Origin of the sequence: Streptomyces sp. NPDC002680, from assembly GCF_042889145.1 — a bacterium.
Lineage (GTDB): Bacteria > Actinomycetota > Actinomycetes > Streptomycetales > Streptomycetaceae > Streptomyces > Streptomyces adonidis.
The window spans coordinates 150,184-167,415 of record NZ_JBIAQP010000016.1 but is presented as its reverse complement, the minus strand read 5'-3'; the positions used below and the strand labels follow the sequence as shown (position 1 = coordinate 167,415).

7 protein-coding genes are annotated in these 17,232 nt (G+C 71.5%); 3 read left to right on the top strand and 4 right to left on the bottom strand.

From position 1 onward, the window contains the following. Both ACFYXF_RS36015 and ACFYXF_RS36010 read right to left on the bottom strand, forming a co-directional pair. Complete coding sequence (locus ACFYXF_RS36015) at nt 1-1,731, bottom strand: sulfite reductase flavoprotein subunit alpha (RefSeq protein ID WP_389356251.1); 1,731 nt, start codon at nt 1,729-1,731, stop codon at nt 1-3. 5 nt (nt 1,732-1,736) lie between these two features. Then, nucleotides 1,737-7,250, bottom strand: a complete 5,514-nt coding sequence (locus ACFYXF_RS36010; RefSeq protein WP_389356153.1) for a glutamate synthase-related protein — start codon at nt 7,248-7,250, stop codon at nt 1,737-1,739. 325 nt (nt 7,251-7,575) lie between these two features. On the opposite strand from ACFYXF_RS36010, the gene ACFYXF_RS36005 reads away from it, so the two are divergent. Together ACFYXF_RS36005 and ACFYXF_RS36000 are read left to right on the top strand one after the other, a co-directional pair. Beyond that, complete coding sequence (locus ACFYXF_RS36005) at nt 7,576-10,038, top strand: glycoside hydrolase family 2 TIM barrel-domain containing protein (RefSeq protein WP_389356152.1); 2,463 nt, start codon at nt 7,576-7,578, stop codon at nt 10,036-10,038. Nucleotides 10,039-10,118: 80 nt separating this feature from the next. Further along, nucleotides 10,119-11,141, top strand: a complete 1,023-nt coding sequence (locus ACFYXF_RS36000; RefSeq protein ID WP_389356151.1) for a LacI family DNA-binding transcriptional regulator — start codon at nt 10,119-10,121, stop codon at nt 11,139-11,141. 40 nt (nt 11,142-11,181) lie between these two features. On the opposite strand, the gene ACFYXF_RS35995 is transcribed toward ACFYXF_RS36000, so the two are convergent. Then, nucleotides 11,182-15,018 (bottom strand): hypothetical protein, encoded by a 3,837-nt coding sequence (locus ACFYXF_RS35995; RefSeq protein ID WP_389356150.1) that lies wholly within the window; start codon nt 15,016-15,018, stop codon nt 11,182-11,184. A 148-nt stretch (nt 15,019-15,166) separates the two neighbouring features. On the opposite strand from ACFYXF_RS35995, the gene ACFYXF_RS35990 reads away from it, so the two are divergent. Then, nucleotides 15,167-15,634: an RICIN domain-containing protein gene (locus ACFYXF_RS35990; RefSeq protein ID WP_389356149.1), complete on the top strand. Its 468-nt coding sequence runs from the start codon at nt 15,167-15,169 to the stop codon at nt 15,632-15,634. A gap of 193 nt (nt 15,635-15,827) precedes the next feature. Here ACFYXF_RS35990 and ACFYXF_RS35985 read toward each other — a convergent pair whose 3' ends face one another. Further along, nucleotides 15,828-17,156, bottom strand: a complete 1,329-nt coding sequence (locus ACFYXF_RS35985) for a class I SAM-dependent RNA methyltransferase (RefSeq protein WP_389356148.1) — start codon at nt 17,154-17,156, stop codon at nt 15,828-15,830. Between the last annotated feature and the right edge of the window lie 76 nt (nt 17,157-17,232).

Genomic DNA, 17,232 nt, shown 5'->3' with positions numbered 1-17,232 from the left:
TCAGTACACGTCCCGGACGTAGCGCTTCGCCCGCCGCAGGTCCGCGAGGTACTCCGCCGCGTCGTCGTCACCGCGTCCGCGCTCCTCGCCGATGACGCCCAGCAGGGCCGTCTCGACGTCCTTCGCCATGCGGGAGGCGTCGCCGCAGACGTAGACGTGCGCGCCGTCCTCCAGCCAGCCGTACAGCTCGCGCGACCGTTCCCGCATCCGGGTCTGTACGTAGATCTTCTCGGCCTGGTCGCGCGAGAACGCGAGATCCAGCTCGGTGAGCACGCCGCGCTGCCGCAGTTCCGTCAGCTCGTCCTCGTACACGAAGTCGGTGTCGCGGTGCTGGTCGCCGAAGAACAGCCAGTTGCGCCCGGCGGCACCCTTCGCGGCCCGCTCGTGCAGGAAGCCGCGGAACGGCGCGATGCCCGTGCCGGGGCCGATCATGATCATCGGGGCGTCGTCGTCGGCCGGGACGCCGAAGGAGGCGTTCGGCTGGACGTAGATGCCGACGGGCGTGTCCTCGCCGATGCGGTCCGCCAGGTACGTCGATGCCACGCCCTCGTACGTACGCTGCCCGGTGCCGTACCGGACGGACGCGATCGTGAGGTGGATGTGGTCCGCGTGGGCGAGCGGGCTCGACGCGATCGAGTACTGGCGGGCCTGCAACGGCCGTAGCAGCGGCAGGAGTTCGGCCAGGTCCGGCGCGGCGGAACCGGCGTCCTGGAGCAGGTCGAGCACATCCCGGCCCCAGAGCCAGGAGTCGAGGTCGGAGCGGTCGCCGTGCGCGACGACCGCGGCCAGCTCGCTCGACGGCGCCCGCTCGACGAGGTCGGCGATCAGCTCCTTCGACGGGGTGCGGATCTCCCGTTCGGTGCGCAGGAGTTGGGCGGTCTCCGCGTCTCCGCTCGCGCCGAGGTGATCGAGCAGCGTGCCCACGAGGGCGTCGTCGTTCAGCGGTACGACGGCCAGCGCGTCGCCCGCCTCGTACGTGATGCCGCTGTCGCCGAGGTCGAACTCGTAGTGCCGGATCTCCTTCGCGCTGCGGGGGGAGGACAACAGCCTGTTCACCGTGAGCCGGGACGGATAAGGCGTGCGCTTGTTCCAGGGGGAACGGACGCGGGCCGGTGTAGCCGCGGGCGCGCTCGCGCCAACTGAACCGCTCGCGCCGGTCTCCGCGACCAGGCGGTCCAGGACCGCGCCCGTCCAGGCCGCCGCCGGCTCCTCGAAGTCGACGTCGCAGTCCACGCGTTCGTGCACCCGGCCGGCGCCGAGCTGCTCCAGGCGGGTGTCGATGAGCTTCGCGGCCTGGCAGAAGTCGTCGTAGCCACGGTCGCCGAGGCCGAGGACCGCGTACCGCAGACCTTCGAGCCTCGGTGCCGTGTCGGACTGGAGCGCCTCCCAGAACAGCCCGGCGTTGTCGGGAAGTTCGCCCTCGCCGTACGTCGAGACGACGACAAGTACGTGGGTCATCGTGGCGAGTTGCTCGGGCGTGACGGCGTCGAGCGCTGCGGTCCGCGCGCCCAGGCCACGGGCCCGGGTTCCGGCGGCGAGTTCGTCGGCCACGAACTCGGCGTTGCCGGTCTGGGTGCCGAACAGGACGTCGATCGTCGCGGCGGGCGCGTCGGACGCCGCACTGGCCCGGCGTCCGGCCGCCGCTATTCCGGCGATGAACCCGGCGAGCCAGGACTCCTGGGCGGCGGAGAACGGCGCGTCCACCGGGATGAGGGACCCGGTCGGGGGCATGAGGGTCACGCGGTCACCGTCTCGGTCGGGGCCTGCGGGATACGGCGGCTCGCGATGTCGTCGAGCGCGGCCGTGGCCAGCAGCTCGTCGAACCGGGCGGCGCGGACGCGGCCTGCGTTCTTGGTGGTCTGGTGGACGATCCAGCCGTAGGTGCCGGGGGCGTCCACGCTGAGGTTGTTGCGCTGCTTGAGGGCGCGCTTGTAGTCGTCGAGGCGCTTGATCGCGATGAGGGTGGCGAGTTCGCCGTCGTCGAAGCGGTCCAGCGTGCCGCGCAGGTACTTCACGACGCGCTGCTTGACGAAGAAGTCCTCCGTGAGGACGAGATTCCGGACGGCCTCGGTGACCTTCGGGTCGTCCGGGCCGCTCGCGCCCGGCACCCGCTGGAGCGCGAGATCCTGGGCGACACCGAGCACGGTGTACGAGGACAGCAGCGAGAACATGTCGTCGCTGCCCTGGTCGCCGAAGGCCGGGGCCCGGCCGCCGAGAACGGTACGGCGGTCACGGTAGTCGACCTTGAACGCGCGGAGCTTGTCCGTCGCGATGGAGGTCGCCAGCTCGTCCAGGAGTTCGTTGCGGGTCGCCGCGGCGAGGATCTCGGTGGAGTCCTGGTAGAGGAGCAGCGCGCGGGGCATCCCGCAGTACATGTGCTGCCGTTCGGTGTCCCAGTCGTGCAGCAACCGAGCCGCCAACTCCGAGCCGGTCGCCTCCACATGCCAGGCCAGCAGCAGCCGTACGGCCTCCTCGTGGAAGGCGCCGCGCGCGGTGTCGGTCACCGGGAACACCAGCAGCGAGTCGGCGCTCACCCGGTCACGGAGGTCGCCGGAGGGGTCGTACTGGTAGAGGAACCCGCCGCTCATACCGTTGCCGAGGCCCTTGCCGAAGCCGCCGAGGTTGAGGACCGTACCGCCGGTCATGTACTCGCAGCCGAAGTCGCCGACGCCCTCGACGACCGCCGTCGAACCGGAGTTGCGCACGGCGAACCGGTCACCGGCCTCGCCCTGCACGAACGTACGGCCGCCGGTCGCGCCGAACAGCGCGAAGTTGCCGATGAGCACATTGCCGCCGGGCTCGGCGCTGCCGCCGCCCGGGGCGCGCACGACGATCCGGCCGCCGCTCTGGCTCTTGCCGACGCCGTCGTTGGCGGTACCGGTGTGTTCGAGGGTGATGCCGTCGTTGCAGAACACGCCGTACGACTGTCCGGCAGAGCCGGTGGTACGGATGCGGACGGCGCCGTCGACGAGGCGGCGACGGCCTCGGTCGTCGGTCGTGATCGCGGGTCCGTCTGCGCTGAGGCCGTGGTTGAGCAGCCGCTCGACGTCGATGGAGAGCTGTCCGCCGACCGACTTGTCGCTGTTGCCGAGGTGGATGCCCTCGACGAGCAGCGACGGCTCGCGCCGGTCGAGCAGCGCGGCCCGGACCTGCTCGATCAGGGCATCGTCGGTCGTGAAGTCCTTCTCCAGGTACTCCGGGTCGGCCACGACCTTCTCGGGCACGTGCGCGAGCAGGCGGCGGACGTCCAGGCGCCCGACGCTCGCCGGGTGGTCGAGGAGTTGCAGCAGATCCGTACGCCCTCGCGCCTCGCGCAGCGACCGCAGTCCCAGCCGGGCAAGGATCTGGCGGACGTCGTGCGCGATGTTGAGGAGGTACTGGGCGAGTGCGCGCGGGTCGCCCTCGAAGGCCTCGGAGTTGGTGGTGAGGCCGGCCGGGCACTTCACATTGCAGTTCTTCGCCATGACACAGCCGAGCATCATCAGCGCGGTCGTACCGAACTCGAAGCTGTCGCCGCCGAGCAGCGCCGAGGTGACCACGTCACCGCCGGTCTGGTGCGCGCCGGAGCAGCGCAGGACGACCTTCTGGCGGAGCCCGTTGGCGACGAGCGCCTGGTGGACCTCGGCGACGCCGATCTCGGCCGAGCGTCCGGCGTACTTGAGGCTGGTGACCGCTGCGGCGCCCGTGCCGCCGGTGTTCCCGGCGACGTTGATGACGTCCGCGCCGGCCTTGGCGACACCGACCGCGATGGTGCCGATGCCCTCGGAGGACACCAGCTTGACGATGACGCGGACGCGGGCGGCCTTGCAGTCGTGGATGAGCTGGGCGAGGTCCTCGATGGAGTACGTGTCGTGGTGGGGCGGAGGCGAGATCAGCTCGATGCCGGGGGTGCCGCCGCGGGCGGCGGCGATGTCGACCGTCACCTTCGGCGCGGGCAGCTGGCCGCCCTCGCCGGGCTTCGCGCCCTGGCCGATCTTGATCTCCAGCTCCTGGAGCATCGGGTCGGCGAGATAGCCCGCCCAGATGCCGAACCGGCCGGACGCGAACTGCTTGATCCGGGAGCCCCGGATGGTGCCGTACCGGGTGTGGTGCTCGCCGCCCTCACCGCTGTTCGACATCGCGCCGACCATGTTCGTGCCGTGGGCGACGGCCTCGTGCGCGGTCGCCACGAGCGCGCCGTGGCTCATCGCGCCGGAGGCGAGCGAGCGGGTGATCTCGTGGGCGGGCTGGACCTCGTCGAGCGGGACGCTGTCGGGAGCGCCGTCGAGAAGGGTGAGGAGGTGGGCGGCCGTGCCGGTGGCCTCGACCTCGATGCCGTCGGCGCTCACGGCGAGGGTGGTGACCTCGCCCAGGTGTCCGAGCCCTGCGGCGAGGGCCGCGTGGCGCTCGGTGGCCTCGGGGCCCGGAGAGGTGAGGCGCAGATGGACGGTGCCCTGCTCGGTGACGGAGGCGACCACGCCCCGGACCGTGACGCTCGCGTTGCCGGTCGCCGAGAACCGGCCCAGCTCGCGCGCGAAGTCCTCCGGGGTACGGAGTCCGGTGAGGTCGGCGGGCAGCGCGAGCACGTCACGCAGCGCGGCCGGGCGGCGGGACCGCTCCTCGTGGGTCGTGCGCAGGAAGGCGCGGTACCCGGGCGTGATCCGGAACGCGTCGATCTCGGCGTCGCTGAGGGCGTCGTACCCGGTGTTGCGGTAGGCGGCGTCGGTGATGCCGAACGCGTCGTCGAGCTGGCCGAGGGTGAGGAGGCGCAGCGCCTCCGGGTCACCCTCGCGGCCGAACTCCGGGCGCTCCTCGACCATGTCGCCGAAGCCGCGTACGGCCGTGACACCGAAGGAGTGTCCGGCGCCGTCCGACCGCTCCTTGAACAGGCCGAGCAGCGGAACCTGCCCCTCGGTCTCGACCGTACGGGCCCGCTCGTGCCAGTCCGTCGCGGCCTGGGCGATCCGGGCGAAGCCGACACCGCCGACCGGGGCGTCCATGTGCGGGAAGGTCCGCGCGAACACGTCGTCACGGGTGTCGAGGTAGTTCGGCTCGAAGAACTCGCCGCCGATGTAGCTCTCGGCGGTGCACAGGCCGACGCGGCCCATGGTCTTGGCGAGGGATTTCTCGGCGGCCTTGCGGAACTTGGCGAGTGCCCGGTCGGTCTCGGTGATCTCACCGGCGGGGGCGGGCGCGCTGGGGAACTTCTCCTCGGCGCGCAGCCGTGCGCTGAGGCTGTAGACGGCGGAGGCGCCGAAGCCGAGCGCGGTCGCGACGTGATGGGAGGAGGCCAGCTGGCCGCTCTCCGCCACCATCGAGACGCGCAGCCGCAGCCCGGTCTCGATGAGCCGCTGGTTGACGGCCGCCACGGCGAGGATCACCGGCAGGGGCGCCCGCGTGGAGGAGACGGCCCGGTCGGTGAGGACTGCGATGCCGCCCCCTTCCGAGGCGAACCGCTCGACGTCGTCGCAGAGCTGCTGGAGCGCGGCTCGGAGGGCGTCGGCGTTGGCGGTCTCGTCCCCGACCACCGGCTCGTAGAGCATGGGGAACCGCTCCAGCGGCACGATCCGCTGGTCGCGCAGCCGGACCATGTCGAGATGCCCGAGCACGGGTGAGGAGACGACGAGCTGACGGTCGCCGACGCTGCCCGTGCCGTCGGGCTTCGGGCCGAGCGCGACCCGCATGCTCATGCCGTCGGCCTCACGGATGCTGTCCAGCGGCGGGTTGGTGACCTGGGCGAAGCGCTGCGAGAAGTACTTCGCCATGCCGCCCTCGGTGTCGCTGAGCGCGTTGATGGCGTTGCCGTAGCCCATGGCGGAGATCCGCTCGGACCCGGTGTTGAGCATCGGGTCGAGCATGAACCGGAAGCTCTCCTGGTTCAGCGCGTACGCGACGTACCGGCCCGCGAGACTCAGGTCGCCGTCGTAGCCGAGGGTCGTCGTGCCCCGGTAGTAGTCGGGGGCGGGCAGGTCGTCGAGGTTCACCCGGGCCGCGTCGAGCAGTTCGCTGTACGGGCGGCGCGCGGCGAGCGAGTCGAGCACCTCGCGGGTGCGCATCCGCCGGCCGGTGCGGTGGTCGACGACGAGCATGCCGCCGGCCTCGATACGGCCCCGGTGCACGACCTCGTCGTCGGGGAACGCGACCTGTCCGGCCTCCGAGGCCACCATCAGGTACTCGGCGGTCTCGACCGTACGCAGGGGACGGAGCCCGAGCCGGTCAAGGCGCGCACCGACGACGTCCCCGTCGCTGAAGATGAGGGCGGCGGGGCCGTCGTTCTTCTCCTCGTACAGGGAGAAGTACTCCAGCATGTCCCGCACGTCGTCGGGCAGGGTGCGGTCGTTCTCCCAGGCGGGCGGCATGAGCGTCACGACGGCCTCGACGAGATCGAGCCCGTCGTCGAAGACCCTGCTCTGGAGGGTCTGGTCGAGCCGACTGGAGTCGGACTGCCCGGGCGGGCGCACGATGCTGCGGGTCCGGGCCCGCGCGAGGGCCTCGTCGGACAGCCGGTTCTTGCGGTCGGTGTTCAGCTCGCCGTTGTGCGCCATGAGCCGGAACGGCTGGGCCATGGTCGGGTGCGGTTCGGTGTTGGTGGAGAACCGGGTGTGGAAGTACAGCGACCGTACGGAGTGCCGGGGGTCGAGGAGGTCGCAGAAGTAGGGGATGACCTCGCCGGAGTTGAGCCGCCCCTTGAGCACCTGCGTGCGTGCACTCAGCGACAGCGCGTACAGCCCGGCGTACCGGTCCGTGTCGTCGGCGTAGGCGACGGCCTCGACGGCGAGCAGGGCGCGGTTGGCGGCGGTGTCGACGTCGGCGCGCCGCCACTCGTCCGGGGCCCGGAACACCCACTGCACGACGGGGAGTTGGTACTGCTCGGCGGCGGGCCGGGCGACGCTGTGATCGACGGGAACGTCCCGGACCAGCACGACCTCGAAGCCCTGCTCGGCGATGCACCGGCCGACGAGGTCGACCGCGGCGTCGCGCCGTGCGGTATCGGTCGGCACGAAGCAGTTGGCGACGCCGAAGTGCCCGGCGCGCAGGCTCTCGCCGGTGATCGCGCCGAAGAACTCCGCCGACAGGTCGACGCTCACGCCCGCGCCGTCACCGACGCCCTCGGCGGACGCGCCGCCACGGTGCGGGATCGCGCGGAGCGCTTCGTCACCCTTACGGATGACGTCGTGGCTCGGCGTCCCGTCGAGGCGGGTGATGAAGCCGACGCCGCAGTCACTGTGGTCGCGGGCAGGGTCGTACAGACCGAAGGCGGGCTGATTCAAGTGCGGGTCCTATGAGCGGGTTCCGGCTGCGGGTACCTTCCAGGCCCTTAAGGCACTGGGGTAGGACGGCCAGGCTGCGTCGGTGAAGCGCTCGCCGCGGGCCGGCCGGGGTGACGGCCGAGTCCCTGAATGATGCAAGTAGGAACGGTAAGGGTTACCTAACTTCCATCGCAAGGGCGTGTCCAGCACATATGCCCTGCCGCACCGTATCTCACCCGCCGCCTTTGCCCTATCTCGCAGCTCACACCTGATAGCGTAACTAGCACGTGCAAGTTCCAGCTGACCACCGGTCCACGCCGAACTCCCCGCGCCTCATGGAGCCCACATGATCCGTACGTCCTTCAACGACGGCTGGCAGGTCCGCCCCAAGGTCAACCCCTTCGCCGAGCTGTCCGGGACGAAGGTCCCCTTCCGGCCGGTGACGCTGCCGCACGACGCGATGATCGAGCGGGCCCGTGCGGCCCCGGGCGGCGAGGTCACGATGGAGGGCGGCGCGGGCGCCTACTTCCCAGGCGGCGCGTACGAGTACCGCAAGACCTTCGCCGTGGCCGAGGAAGACCGGGGCAAGCGGATCCTCGTGGAGTTCGAGGGCGTCTACCGGGATGCCACGGTATTCATCAACGGGGACTACGCCGGACAACGCCCGTACGGATACTCGCACTTCCGCATCGACGCCGACCGTTTCCTGCGCTTCGGCGAGGACAACGAGATCCGCGTCGAGGCCCGCGCCCACCGTGACTCCCGCTGGTACACCGGCGCGGGCATCTACCGCGACACCTGGCTGCTGGTCGGCGAGCCGGTCCGGATCGCGCCCGGCGGGCTCCGGGTCACCACCCCGGACATCGACGCGGAGCGGGCGGTGGTGGAGGTCGCGACGCGGGTCGAGAACGACTCGATCGCGATCCGTACGGTGGATGTCGTCACCGAGATCCGCGACGCCGACGGGAACACCGTCGCGACAGACCTCTCGAAGATCACGGTGCTGCCGGGCGAGCCCGCGACCGTACGCCAACGCCTGTACGTCCGTTCCCCGTCGCTGTGGAGCCCGGACGCGCCCACCCTCTACACCACCACAGTGACCCTGAAAGACACGGACGCCGAGACCGTCACCTTCGGCATCCGTTCCCTCCAACTCGACCCCGAGCACGGCCTGCGGATCAACGGCGGGACGGTCAAGCTGCGCGGTGCCTGCGTCCACCACGACAACGGCGTCCTGGGTGCCGCCACCTTCGCCCGCGCCGAGGAACGCCGGGTCCAGCTCCTCAAGGACGCCGGCTTCAACGCGATCCGCATGTCCCACAACCCCATGAGCAGGCCGATGCTGGACGCCTGCGACCGCCTCGGGGTGCTGGTGGTGGACGAGGCCTTCGACGTCTGGACCTCCGGCAAGAGCGAGTTCGACTACAGCCTGAGCTTTCCCGAGTGGTGGGAACGCGACATCGAGGCGATGGTCGCCAAGGACGTCAACCACCCCAGCGTGATCATGTACTCGATCGGCAACGAGATCCCGGAGACCGGATCGGCGGCCGGCTCCGCCTGGGGACGCAAACTCGCCGAGAAGGTCCGCTCCCTCGACAGCACCCGTTACGTCACCAACGCGGTGAACGGCATGCTGGCCGTCATGTCCGAACTGGGCAAACTGCGCGCACAGTCACAGCAGAAGGCAGAACAGGAGACCGGCGCGGGCGAGAGCGAGGACAAGGGCATCAACACCCTGATGGCCGACGCCGGCGACATGATGAACGCGATCAGCGCCTCGGGCCTGGTCACCGAGAGGACGGCCGAGTCCTTCGCCGTGCTCGACGTCGCCGGCATGAACTACGCCGAGGCCCGCTACACCCTCGACAAGGACCTCTTCCCCAACAGGATCATCCTCGGCACCGAGACCTTCCCCACCCGGATCGACGGCAACTGGCGCCTGGTCGAGCAACACGGCCACGTCATAGGCGACTTCACCTGGACCGGCTGGGACTACCTCGGCGAGGTCGGCATCGGCCGCCCCCAGTACCTCACCCCCGACGCGCCCCGCCCGGCCCACACCGCGCCCTACCCCTACCTGGTCGCGGGCTGCGGCGACCTCGACATCACCGGCCACCGCCGCCCCGCGTCCTACTACCGCGAGATCGTCTTCGGTCTGCGCACCGAGCCGTACATCGCGGTCCGCCGCCCCGAACACCACGGCAGGACCTGGGCGGGCACCCCCTGGGCCTGGAGCGACAGCATCGCCTCCTGGACCTGGCCCGACTCCGAGGGCAAGCCGGTCGCCGTGGAGGTCTACGGCGACGCAGACGAGGTCGAACTCCTGGTCAACGGACGCTCGTTGGGACGCCACCCGGTGGGCGAGAACCACCGCTTCCGCACCGAGTTCGACACGACGTACGAACCCGGCGAACTCCTCGCGATCGCCTACCGCGACGGCACCGAGACCGGCCGCCACACCCTGCGCTCCGCGACCGGTCCGCTGGAGCTGCGCGCGGGAGCCGACCGCCAGGTCATCACCGCGAAGGGCGGCGACCTCGCGTACGTCACCCTCACCCTGACCGACCCGGACGGCACCCTCCACACGGCGGCCGACCGCCCCGTACGCCTTGAAGTCACCGGCGCAGGTGCCCTGTTGGGCTTCGGGAGCGCGGACCCGGCCTCCGAGGAACGCTTCGACGCACCCGAACGCCGCACCTACGAGGGCCGCGCACTCGCCGTCCTCCGCCCGACCGGCCCCGGCAAGATCCACCTGACCGCCTCGGCACCGGAGTGCGCTCCTGTCGACGTGGTCGTCACCGTGGAGTAGACCCGCCTCGGGATTGCTCTCGCCGTGACTCGTGAGCGAGAAGAATGAAGAGAAGAAGAGAAGAAGAGCGGGGAGGCACTGTGAGTGCGACGGGGAGCAAGCGGGTCACGGCGGCGGATGTGGCCCGGTCCCTGGGGCTCTCGCGGGCGACCGTGGGGTTCGTCCTGAACGACACCCCGGGGCAGACGATCCCGGAGAGCACGCGTCAGCGGGTGCTCTCCGAGGCCGCGCGCATGGGCTACCGCCCGCACCGGGCGGCACAGACCCTGCGGCGCGGCAGCAGCAAGGTGATCCTGTTCGTCCTGCCGGACTGGGCGGCCGGTCTCCCCATGCAGCAGCACCTCGACGAGGCCGCGCTCGCGCTGGACGAGGCAGGCTATTCCCTCGTCACCTGCCCCCGCTACGCCGCAGGCCGGGCACGCCCCCTGTGGGAACTGCTCACCCCCGACGTCGTCGTCGGCTTCAACCCCTTCGACGCCGACGAGCTGGCCTCGATGCGCGCCGCCGGCATCACCAGCGTCATCCCCGCCCCCGAGCACCCGACGACGCTGGACGACTGGCCCGCGCTCGCCGCGGGAACCGCCCTGCAGATCGATCACCTGCACGAACAGGGCCATCGCCGGATCGCCTTCGCCACCCCCGCCGACCCCCGCACGTCCCTGCTCGACCACCGCGTGCACACAGCCCAGCGGGCCGCCGCCCGGCTCGGCCTCGCCCCGCTCGACGTCCGGCCGGTGGACCACCACGACGCCTCCGCCCACGAGGCGGTCCGCCATTGGCGCGCCGAGGGCATCACCGCTGTCGCCGCGTACAACGACGACAGCGCGGCGGCCGTGGTGAGCGCGGCGGTCCGGGCGGGTGTGTCCGTCCCCACCGAGCTGGCGGTGATCGGCCACGACGACACGCCCCTGGCCGCGATGTTCGTCCCGTCGATCTCCAGCGTACGGATCGACATCGTCGGCCTCAGCCGCCACTTCGCCGCCCTCGCCCTCCATGAGGCCGACGGCCGCCCGCTTCCCCCTCGGGACACGACGTCCGACACGGTGGTGATCGCGCGGGAGTCGACGGGGGGCGGTGCCGGGGTGTTCCCGTCCGCGTCCTAGGTCTCCCGGCCGGCCGGGGCCGTTGGGCTGCATATGGGCGTCATACGGCGGGGCACGGCGGGTCGAAGTCGACCGCCGCGAAGTACCGCACCCATTCGGCTCTGGTGATCCGCGGGTACACGCTGTCGCAGACGCGGGCGGCGACCCGGTCCGGACCGGTGTCCCAGAGCCGGATCGTGAAGTCGTTGCCGCCGGTGGCCACGGTGTTGCCGCGCGGGTCGAACGCCACGGCCGGTACCGGACTCGACTGGCCGGTGAGGAGGACGGAGGCAGCCGCACCCCTCGCGTCCCGAGCCGTACCCCTCGCCTCCCACAGCGGGATCCGGCCGTCCGCGCCACCGGCCGCGAGCCGGCGGCCGTCCGCGGAGAAGGCCAGCGCGTAGAGCCAGGAGCCGGACGCCCGTAGCCGCGCGACCGTGACCGCCTTCAGCGCCTTCGCCGGCTTCATCGGGTTGCCGGTGTCGTCGATGTCGTCGATGTCGATCAGCCAGACCGTCCTGTCCGGCCGGTGGACGGCGGCCAGGGTCCGGTTGTCGGGGCTGAAGATGCCACTGGTCAGCGGGTCGGACCGGAACGGGGACCGGAGTTCCCTGGGGACGCGCGGCTCACCGATGTCCCAGAACCGCAGCGAGCCGGACTCGCCGGTACTCGTCACCAGGGTGCGGCCGTCGGGGCGGAACGATGCCATCGTGACGTCCGGCCCGCCCTCGGTGATCCGGCTCAGCCGCCGGGGACGGCCGGGATCGGTCAGGTCCCACAGTCCGGTCTCGGCCTTCGCCCATACGGCCAGCACGTGGCCGTCGGGGCCGAAGCGGGCCCCCGCGACCTCACCGGCTTCGGGGCTGAGGACCGACATGAGCCGCGGTCCGCGTGGATCGGTCACGTTCCAGACTCGGACGGTGCCGTCCTCGGCGGCGGTGACGAGGGTGCGCCCGTCCGGGCTGAACGCCACGGACCGTACGAACCTGGTGTGCCCGCGCAGAAGCGCCAGCGGCCACAGGGCCCGGCCGCCGGTGACCTGCCACAGCCGGACGGTGCCGTCCCAGCTGGCGCTGGCGAGCAGCCGGCCGTCAGGCGCGAACGCCAGGGACGTGACGACGTCGTCGTGGGTCCCGAGCGACAGATCCCGCAGGTCGAGGAGCCGGTCGGAGTCGGCGAGCGTACGCCCGTCCGGGCTGAACGCGGCCTGGTAGGCCCCACCGGGAATCGCGCTGACGCGCTTCGGGTGTGCCGGGTCGTCGACGTCCCAGAGCAGGGTGGACCCGCCGACCGAGGCGAGTGTCCGGCCGTCGGGGTGGAACGCCACCGACCAGACGATCGTGGCATGGCCGGACAGAACAGCCGCAGGCCGTGTCCGAGGACCACTGCCGAGGTGCCAGATCCGGGCGGTGTGATCCCAGCCGCCGGTCGCCACGGTCCGGCCGTCCGGGCTGAACGCCACAGAGGTCACCGTGTCGGTGTGTCCGCGCAGCACGTCGAGCCGGCGCGGACGCGCGGGGTCGGCGACGTCCCACAACCGGGCGGTGGTGTCGCCGGTGGTCGCCAGCCTGCGGCCGTCCGGGCTGAACGCCGCCGAGGTGACCGCGGCGGTATGGCCGGGCAGGGTGGCCAGCGGCAGCGGATGACGGGGGTCCCGCACGTTCCACAGCCGTGTCGCGCCGTCGGTGTGGCCGGTGGCGACGATGTCACCGTCGGGCCGGAACGCCACCCATTTCGGCGCGGCAGGCTGAACCGGCAGGGTGCTCAGCTCGACGGGCGCCCGCCGGTCGGCCACGTCCCACAGCCGCACCGATCGTTCGCCCGCCGCCGCCAGAACCCGCCCGCCCTGCCCGAACGCGACCGACGACAGCCGCCCGGGCTGCTTCAGCACCGCCAGCTGGACGGGGTGGTGGGTGTCCCCGACGTCCCACAGCCGCACGGTGCCGTCCCAGCTCGCGGTGGCCAGGACCGTACTGTCCGGGGCGAAGGAGATCGAGACCACGTCGGACGTGTGACCGATGAGCCGACTGACGTACGGCGTCGCGAACGTGCTCATCAGCTGGTCGCGAACGTCGTCCGTGCCCGCCAGTCGGTACGCGGCCAGGTTCAGCTGCGCGGAGAGCGCGGGGTTCCGGTGCCGAACCTCGGCCGCGTCCGCGGCGGCCTTCCGCGCGATGGCGACGTTGCGCTGCCGGACGGCCGAGTCGCGCGAGCCGACGGCCAGCACTCCCGCCGCGACCGCGGTGACCATGAGTACGGTGAGCAGCGTGACCAGCTGCCGCAGCCGGACCGTCCGCCGTCTGGCCGCCGCCGTCTCGCCGGCCTGCGCGTCGCTGCTCGCGTCGAGGAAGCACCGCTCCCTGGATGTCAGCCGGCCGGGATCCGCGGCGGCCAGGTCCAGTGCCGCGGCGAGGCGGGCCCCCCGCCAGACGGCGTGCGGGTCGCGGCCGTGCTCCTCCCAGTCGGCGGTCGCGTCGGTGAGCTGCCGGTGCCGGACCAGCCGGTCCCGGTCCTCGGTCAGCCAGCCGCGCAGCCTCGGCCAGCACCGGATGATCGCCTCGTGGGTGATCTCGACGCACTCCTCGTCCAGCGTCACCAGCCGTTGCCGGGCGAGGGATTCGAGCACGAGGGCGGTGTCGGGACCCGGGTCCAGCTCATCCCGGGTGATCCGGCGTCTGGTGTCCTCCGTACCGTCGCCCAGCGCGGTCAGCCGGAGGAACAGCGACCTCGCGAGGTTCTGCTGCACCGGTGACAACGCGCGGTAGGCGGTCTCGGCGGTCCGCACGAGTGCGTGCTGGATCCCGCCGGCCGCCAGATACCCGTCCAGGGTCAGGCGGTTGCCGCTGCGGCGGCGCCAGGTCTCGACCATGGCGTGGGAGATCAGGGGCAGCGCACCCGGCTGACCGGTCGCGTCCGCGACCACGGCCGCCAGCAGCGGGCCGGTCACCGTGCAGTCGGCGAGCCCGGCCGGCCGGGTGATGGCCTCGCGCAGTTCCTGGCTGTTCATCGGGCCGACGGCGAGCTGTGCGTCCCTCATCGCCTCGACCAGCCTGGGGTCCTGGACACAGTGGCCGTAGAAATCGGCGCGCACGCCGAGCACCACCCGGGTCCGGCTGGTCCTCGCGGTGGCGGCGGCGATCAGTATGGCGATGAACGCGTCTTTCTCGTCGCGGTCCCGGCAGAGGGTGAAGACCTCCTCGAACTGGTCGGCCACGATCAGTGTGTCGATGTCCGGTTCGGCGTCGAGCGTGGCCTGACGGAGCCGCAGGTGCAGCGCCGCGGGATCGGCGCGCAGGTCGGCCATCAGCGTGCCGGGGTCCTCTCCTGTCGCCGCGGCCAGGCGGATCGCGCACTCCTCCACCGGGTGGGGCCCCGGCGTGAAGAGCATCACGGGCCACCCCGATGCCCGTACCCGGGCGACGAGCCCTGCCCGCAGCAGCGAGGACTTCCCCGATCCGGACGGCCCGAAGACCGCCAGGAACCGGCCCTCGCGCACCTTCGCGAGCACCTCGCCGGTCAGCCGCTCACGCCCGAAAAAGCGGTCGGAGTCCTCCGGCTGGAACGCGCAAAGACCTGCGTACGGTGTCCCCTTCCCGCCGGTCTCCCCGGGCTCGTCGCCGGGCACACGCGCGGCGATCTCGGCGGCGACCGTGTGCCAACGGCACTCCCACTCCCGACGGTCGCCCTGGCACGCCTCGACATACGCGAGCGTGACACCCAGGCTGGGAAACGTGCGCCCGCCCGCGGCGTCCGACAGCGTCGTGGACGAATAGTGCGCCCTCTTGGCCAGTGCCCGATAAGGGGGCCGTCCCGCCGCCTCGCGCAGCTTCCGCAGATCGGCCGCGAACCGCGTCAGCGGACCGGGGTCCGGGTCAAGCGGGCGTTCGGCGCGTGGCATGCCCGTCCTCTCCCGAGCCTCTCCGCAGCCGCGATTCGCGGTGCTTGTCCGGCTGTTGATGTCCGGCGGCGACGCCCCGGCGCCGGACAACACCAGGCCGGTAGTCAGGAGTCAGCGCAACCGCGCACCGGCAATACGGAGGGAAATCATGAGGGCTGCGAAACGACTGGCACTGCTGCTGGCGGCGATGGGACTCGCGGTCGGCGGTGCCTTCACGGGACCGCCGGCCTACGCCGCGGCACCGCTGCTCAAGTCCAACCTGAACGGCAGGTGCGCGGACGTCTTCGCGTTCCACCAGGAGAACGGCTCCTCCGTCGTGACGTGGGACTGCCACGGAAACACCAACCAGCAGTGGCGCTGGGACGGGGAGCAGATCCGTTCCGGCCTGAACGGAAAGTGCCTGGAGATCTACGCCCACCACCCCGGCGACCTGGGATCGGTGAGCACCTGGGACTGCACCGGCGGCGCCAACCAGCGGTGGTTCCGCAACGGCAGCGAGATCCGCAGCCGGATGAACGGAAAGTGCCTCGACATCCTGGGCGGCCGGCCTGAGAACGGCCAACTCCTGGTGAGCTGGAGCTGCAACGGAGCACGAAGCCAGAGCTGGGACTTCTGAACGGTGCCCCGGCCCGGCACGCCATACGCCGAACCGGGCCGGGGACCGAACCAATCCACACCTCCACGACCGCGCCATGACAGCCGGACGGAAGGAACGTCCGACAAGGACGAGGGTCGCGCACCACGGACACGACCGGGCCGGAACGGCCCGCGATCACCCGGACGAGGGTCGCGCCCTGCCGAGCCGCAGATCAGGATCCCTTGGCCACCGGCTCCAGGATGGCAACGCACTCCACATGGTGCGTCATCGGGAACAAGTCAAAGGCCCGCAAGGTCCGCACCCGATACCCCCCCTCCCGGAAATACCCCAGGTCCCGAGCCAACGCAGCCGGATCGCAAGCCACATAAGCGATCTTCCGCGCCCCCAGCTTCACCAACTGCTCGACCGTCTTCCGCCCCGCCCCCGCCCGAGGCGGATCCAGCACGATCAGATCCACCTCGGTGATGCCCGTGCGCGGCAGAACCGCCTCGACCTTGCCCTGTTCGATGCGAACCCGATCGAACGAGGCAAGGTTGTGACGCGCGTCCTCGACCGCCCGCTTGCCCGACTCGATGCCGAGGACCGCGCCCTTCTCGCCGATCCGGTCGGCCAACGCACCCGCGAACAGGCCGACGCCGCAGTACAGATCGAGGGCCATGTCTCCCTTGCGCGGGAGCAGGCCCTGCATGACCGCCTTCATCAGGGTGTCGGCCGCCATCGGGTGGACCTGCCAGAAGCCGCCGCTGCCGACCCGGTACGTACGGCCGTCGGCGCGCTCGCGCACGAACGCGCGGCCGTGGACGCGGTGGATGCCGCCGTCGTGCTCCTCGACCCGCATGACGGAGACGGGCTTGTCCAGCTCGACCAGGGGCAACCGAGCACCCGGCTTCGGCTCCAGGATGACCATGCGGTCCTGGGATCCGGTCGCGGCGATCGCGTCGACGGACTCCATCCCCGACCAGTCGCGCTCCTCGATGCCCAGCTCGCTGACGCCCGGCGCCGCGATCATGCAGTGCTCGATCGGCTCGACCTCGTGCGAACGGTGGCGCCGCAGCCCGGCGTTGCCGTCCGCGTCGACCGCGTACTGCACCCTCGTACGCCACTGAGGGACCTCACCCGGCGGCAGCTTGTCGCCCTCGGCCGGCATCACCGTGCCGTCCCAGCCGGCCTCCTCGGGGGTCAGGCCGGCGAGCCGCTTCAGCTGCTCGGCGACGACCTCGCCCTTGAGGCGGCGCTGTGCGCCCGGCTTGGCGTGCTGCCAGTCGCAGCCGCCGCAGCGGCCGGGGCCGGCGTAGGGGCAGGGGGCCTCGACTCGGTCCTTGGACGCCGTGAGCACCTCCACCGCGTCCGCGCGCAGGAAACGCGCGCCCTCCTCGCCCTCCGTCACCCGGGCCACGACCCGCTCACCGGGCAGCGTGTGCCGGACGAAGAGGACCTGCCCCTCCTCCGTACGCGCGATGCAGTGGCCGCCATGGGCGACGGGACCGACCTCGACCTCGTACTCCAGCCCCACCAGCGATTTCTTCGGTTCTGCCTGCATGGTGGGGTGACTCCGTAAGAGAGAAAGAGAGAACGGCCGGACAACAGCCCACCAGTCTACGTGGACCCCGCCCGAC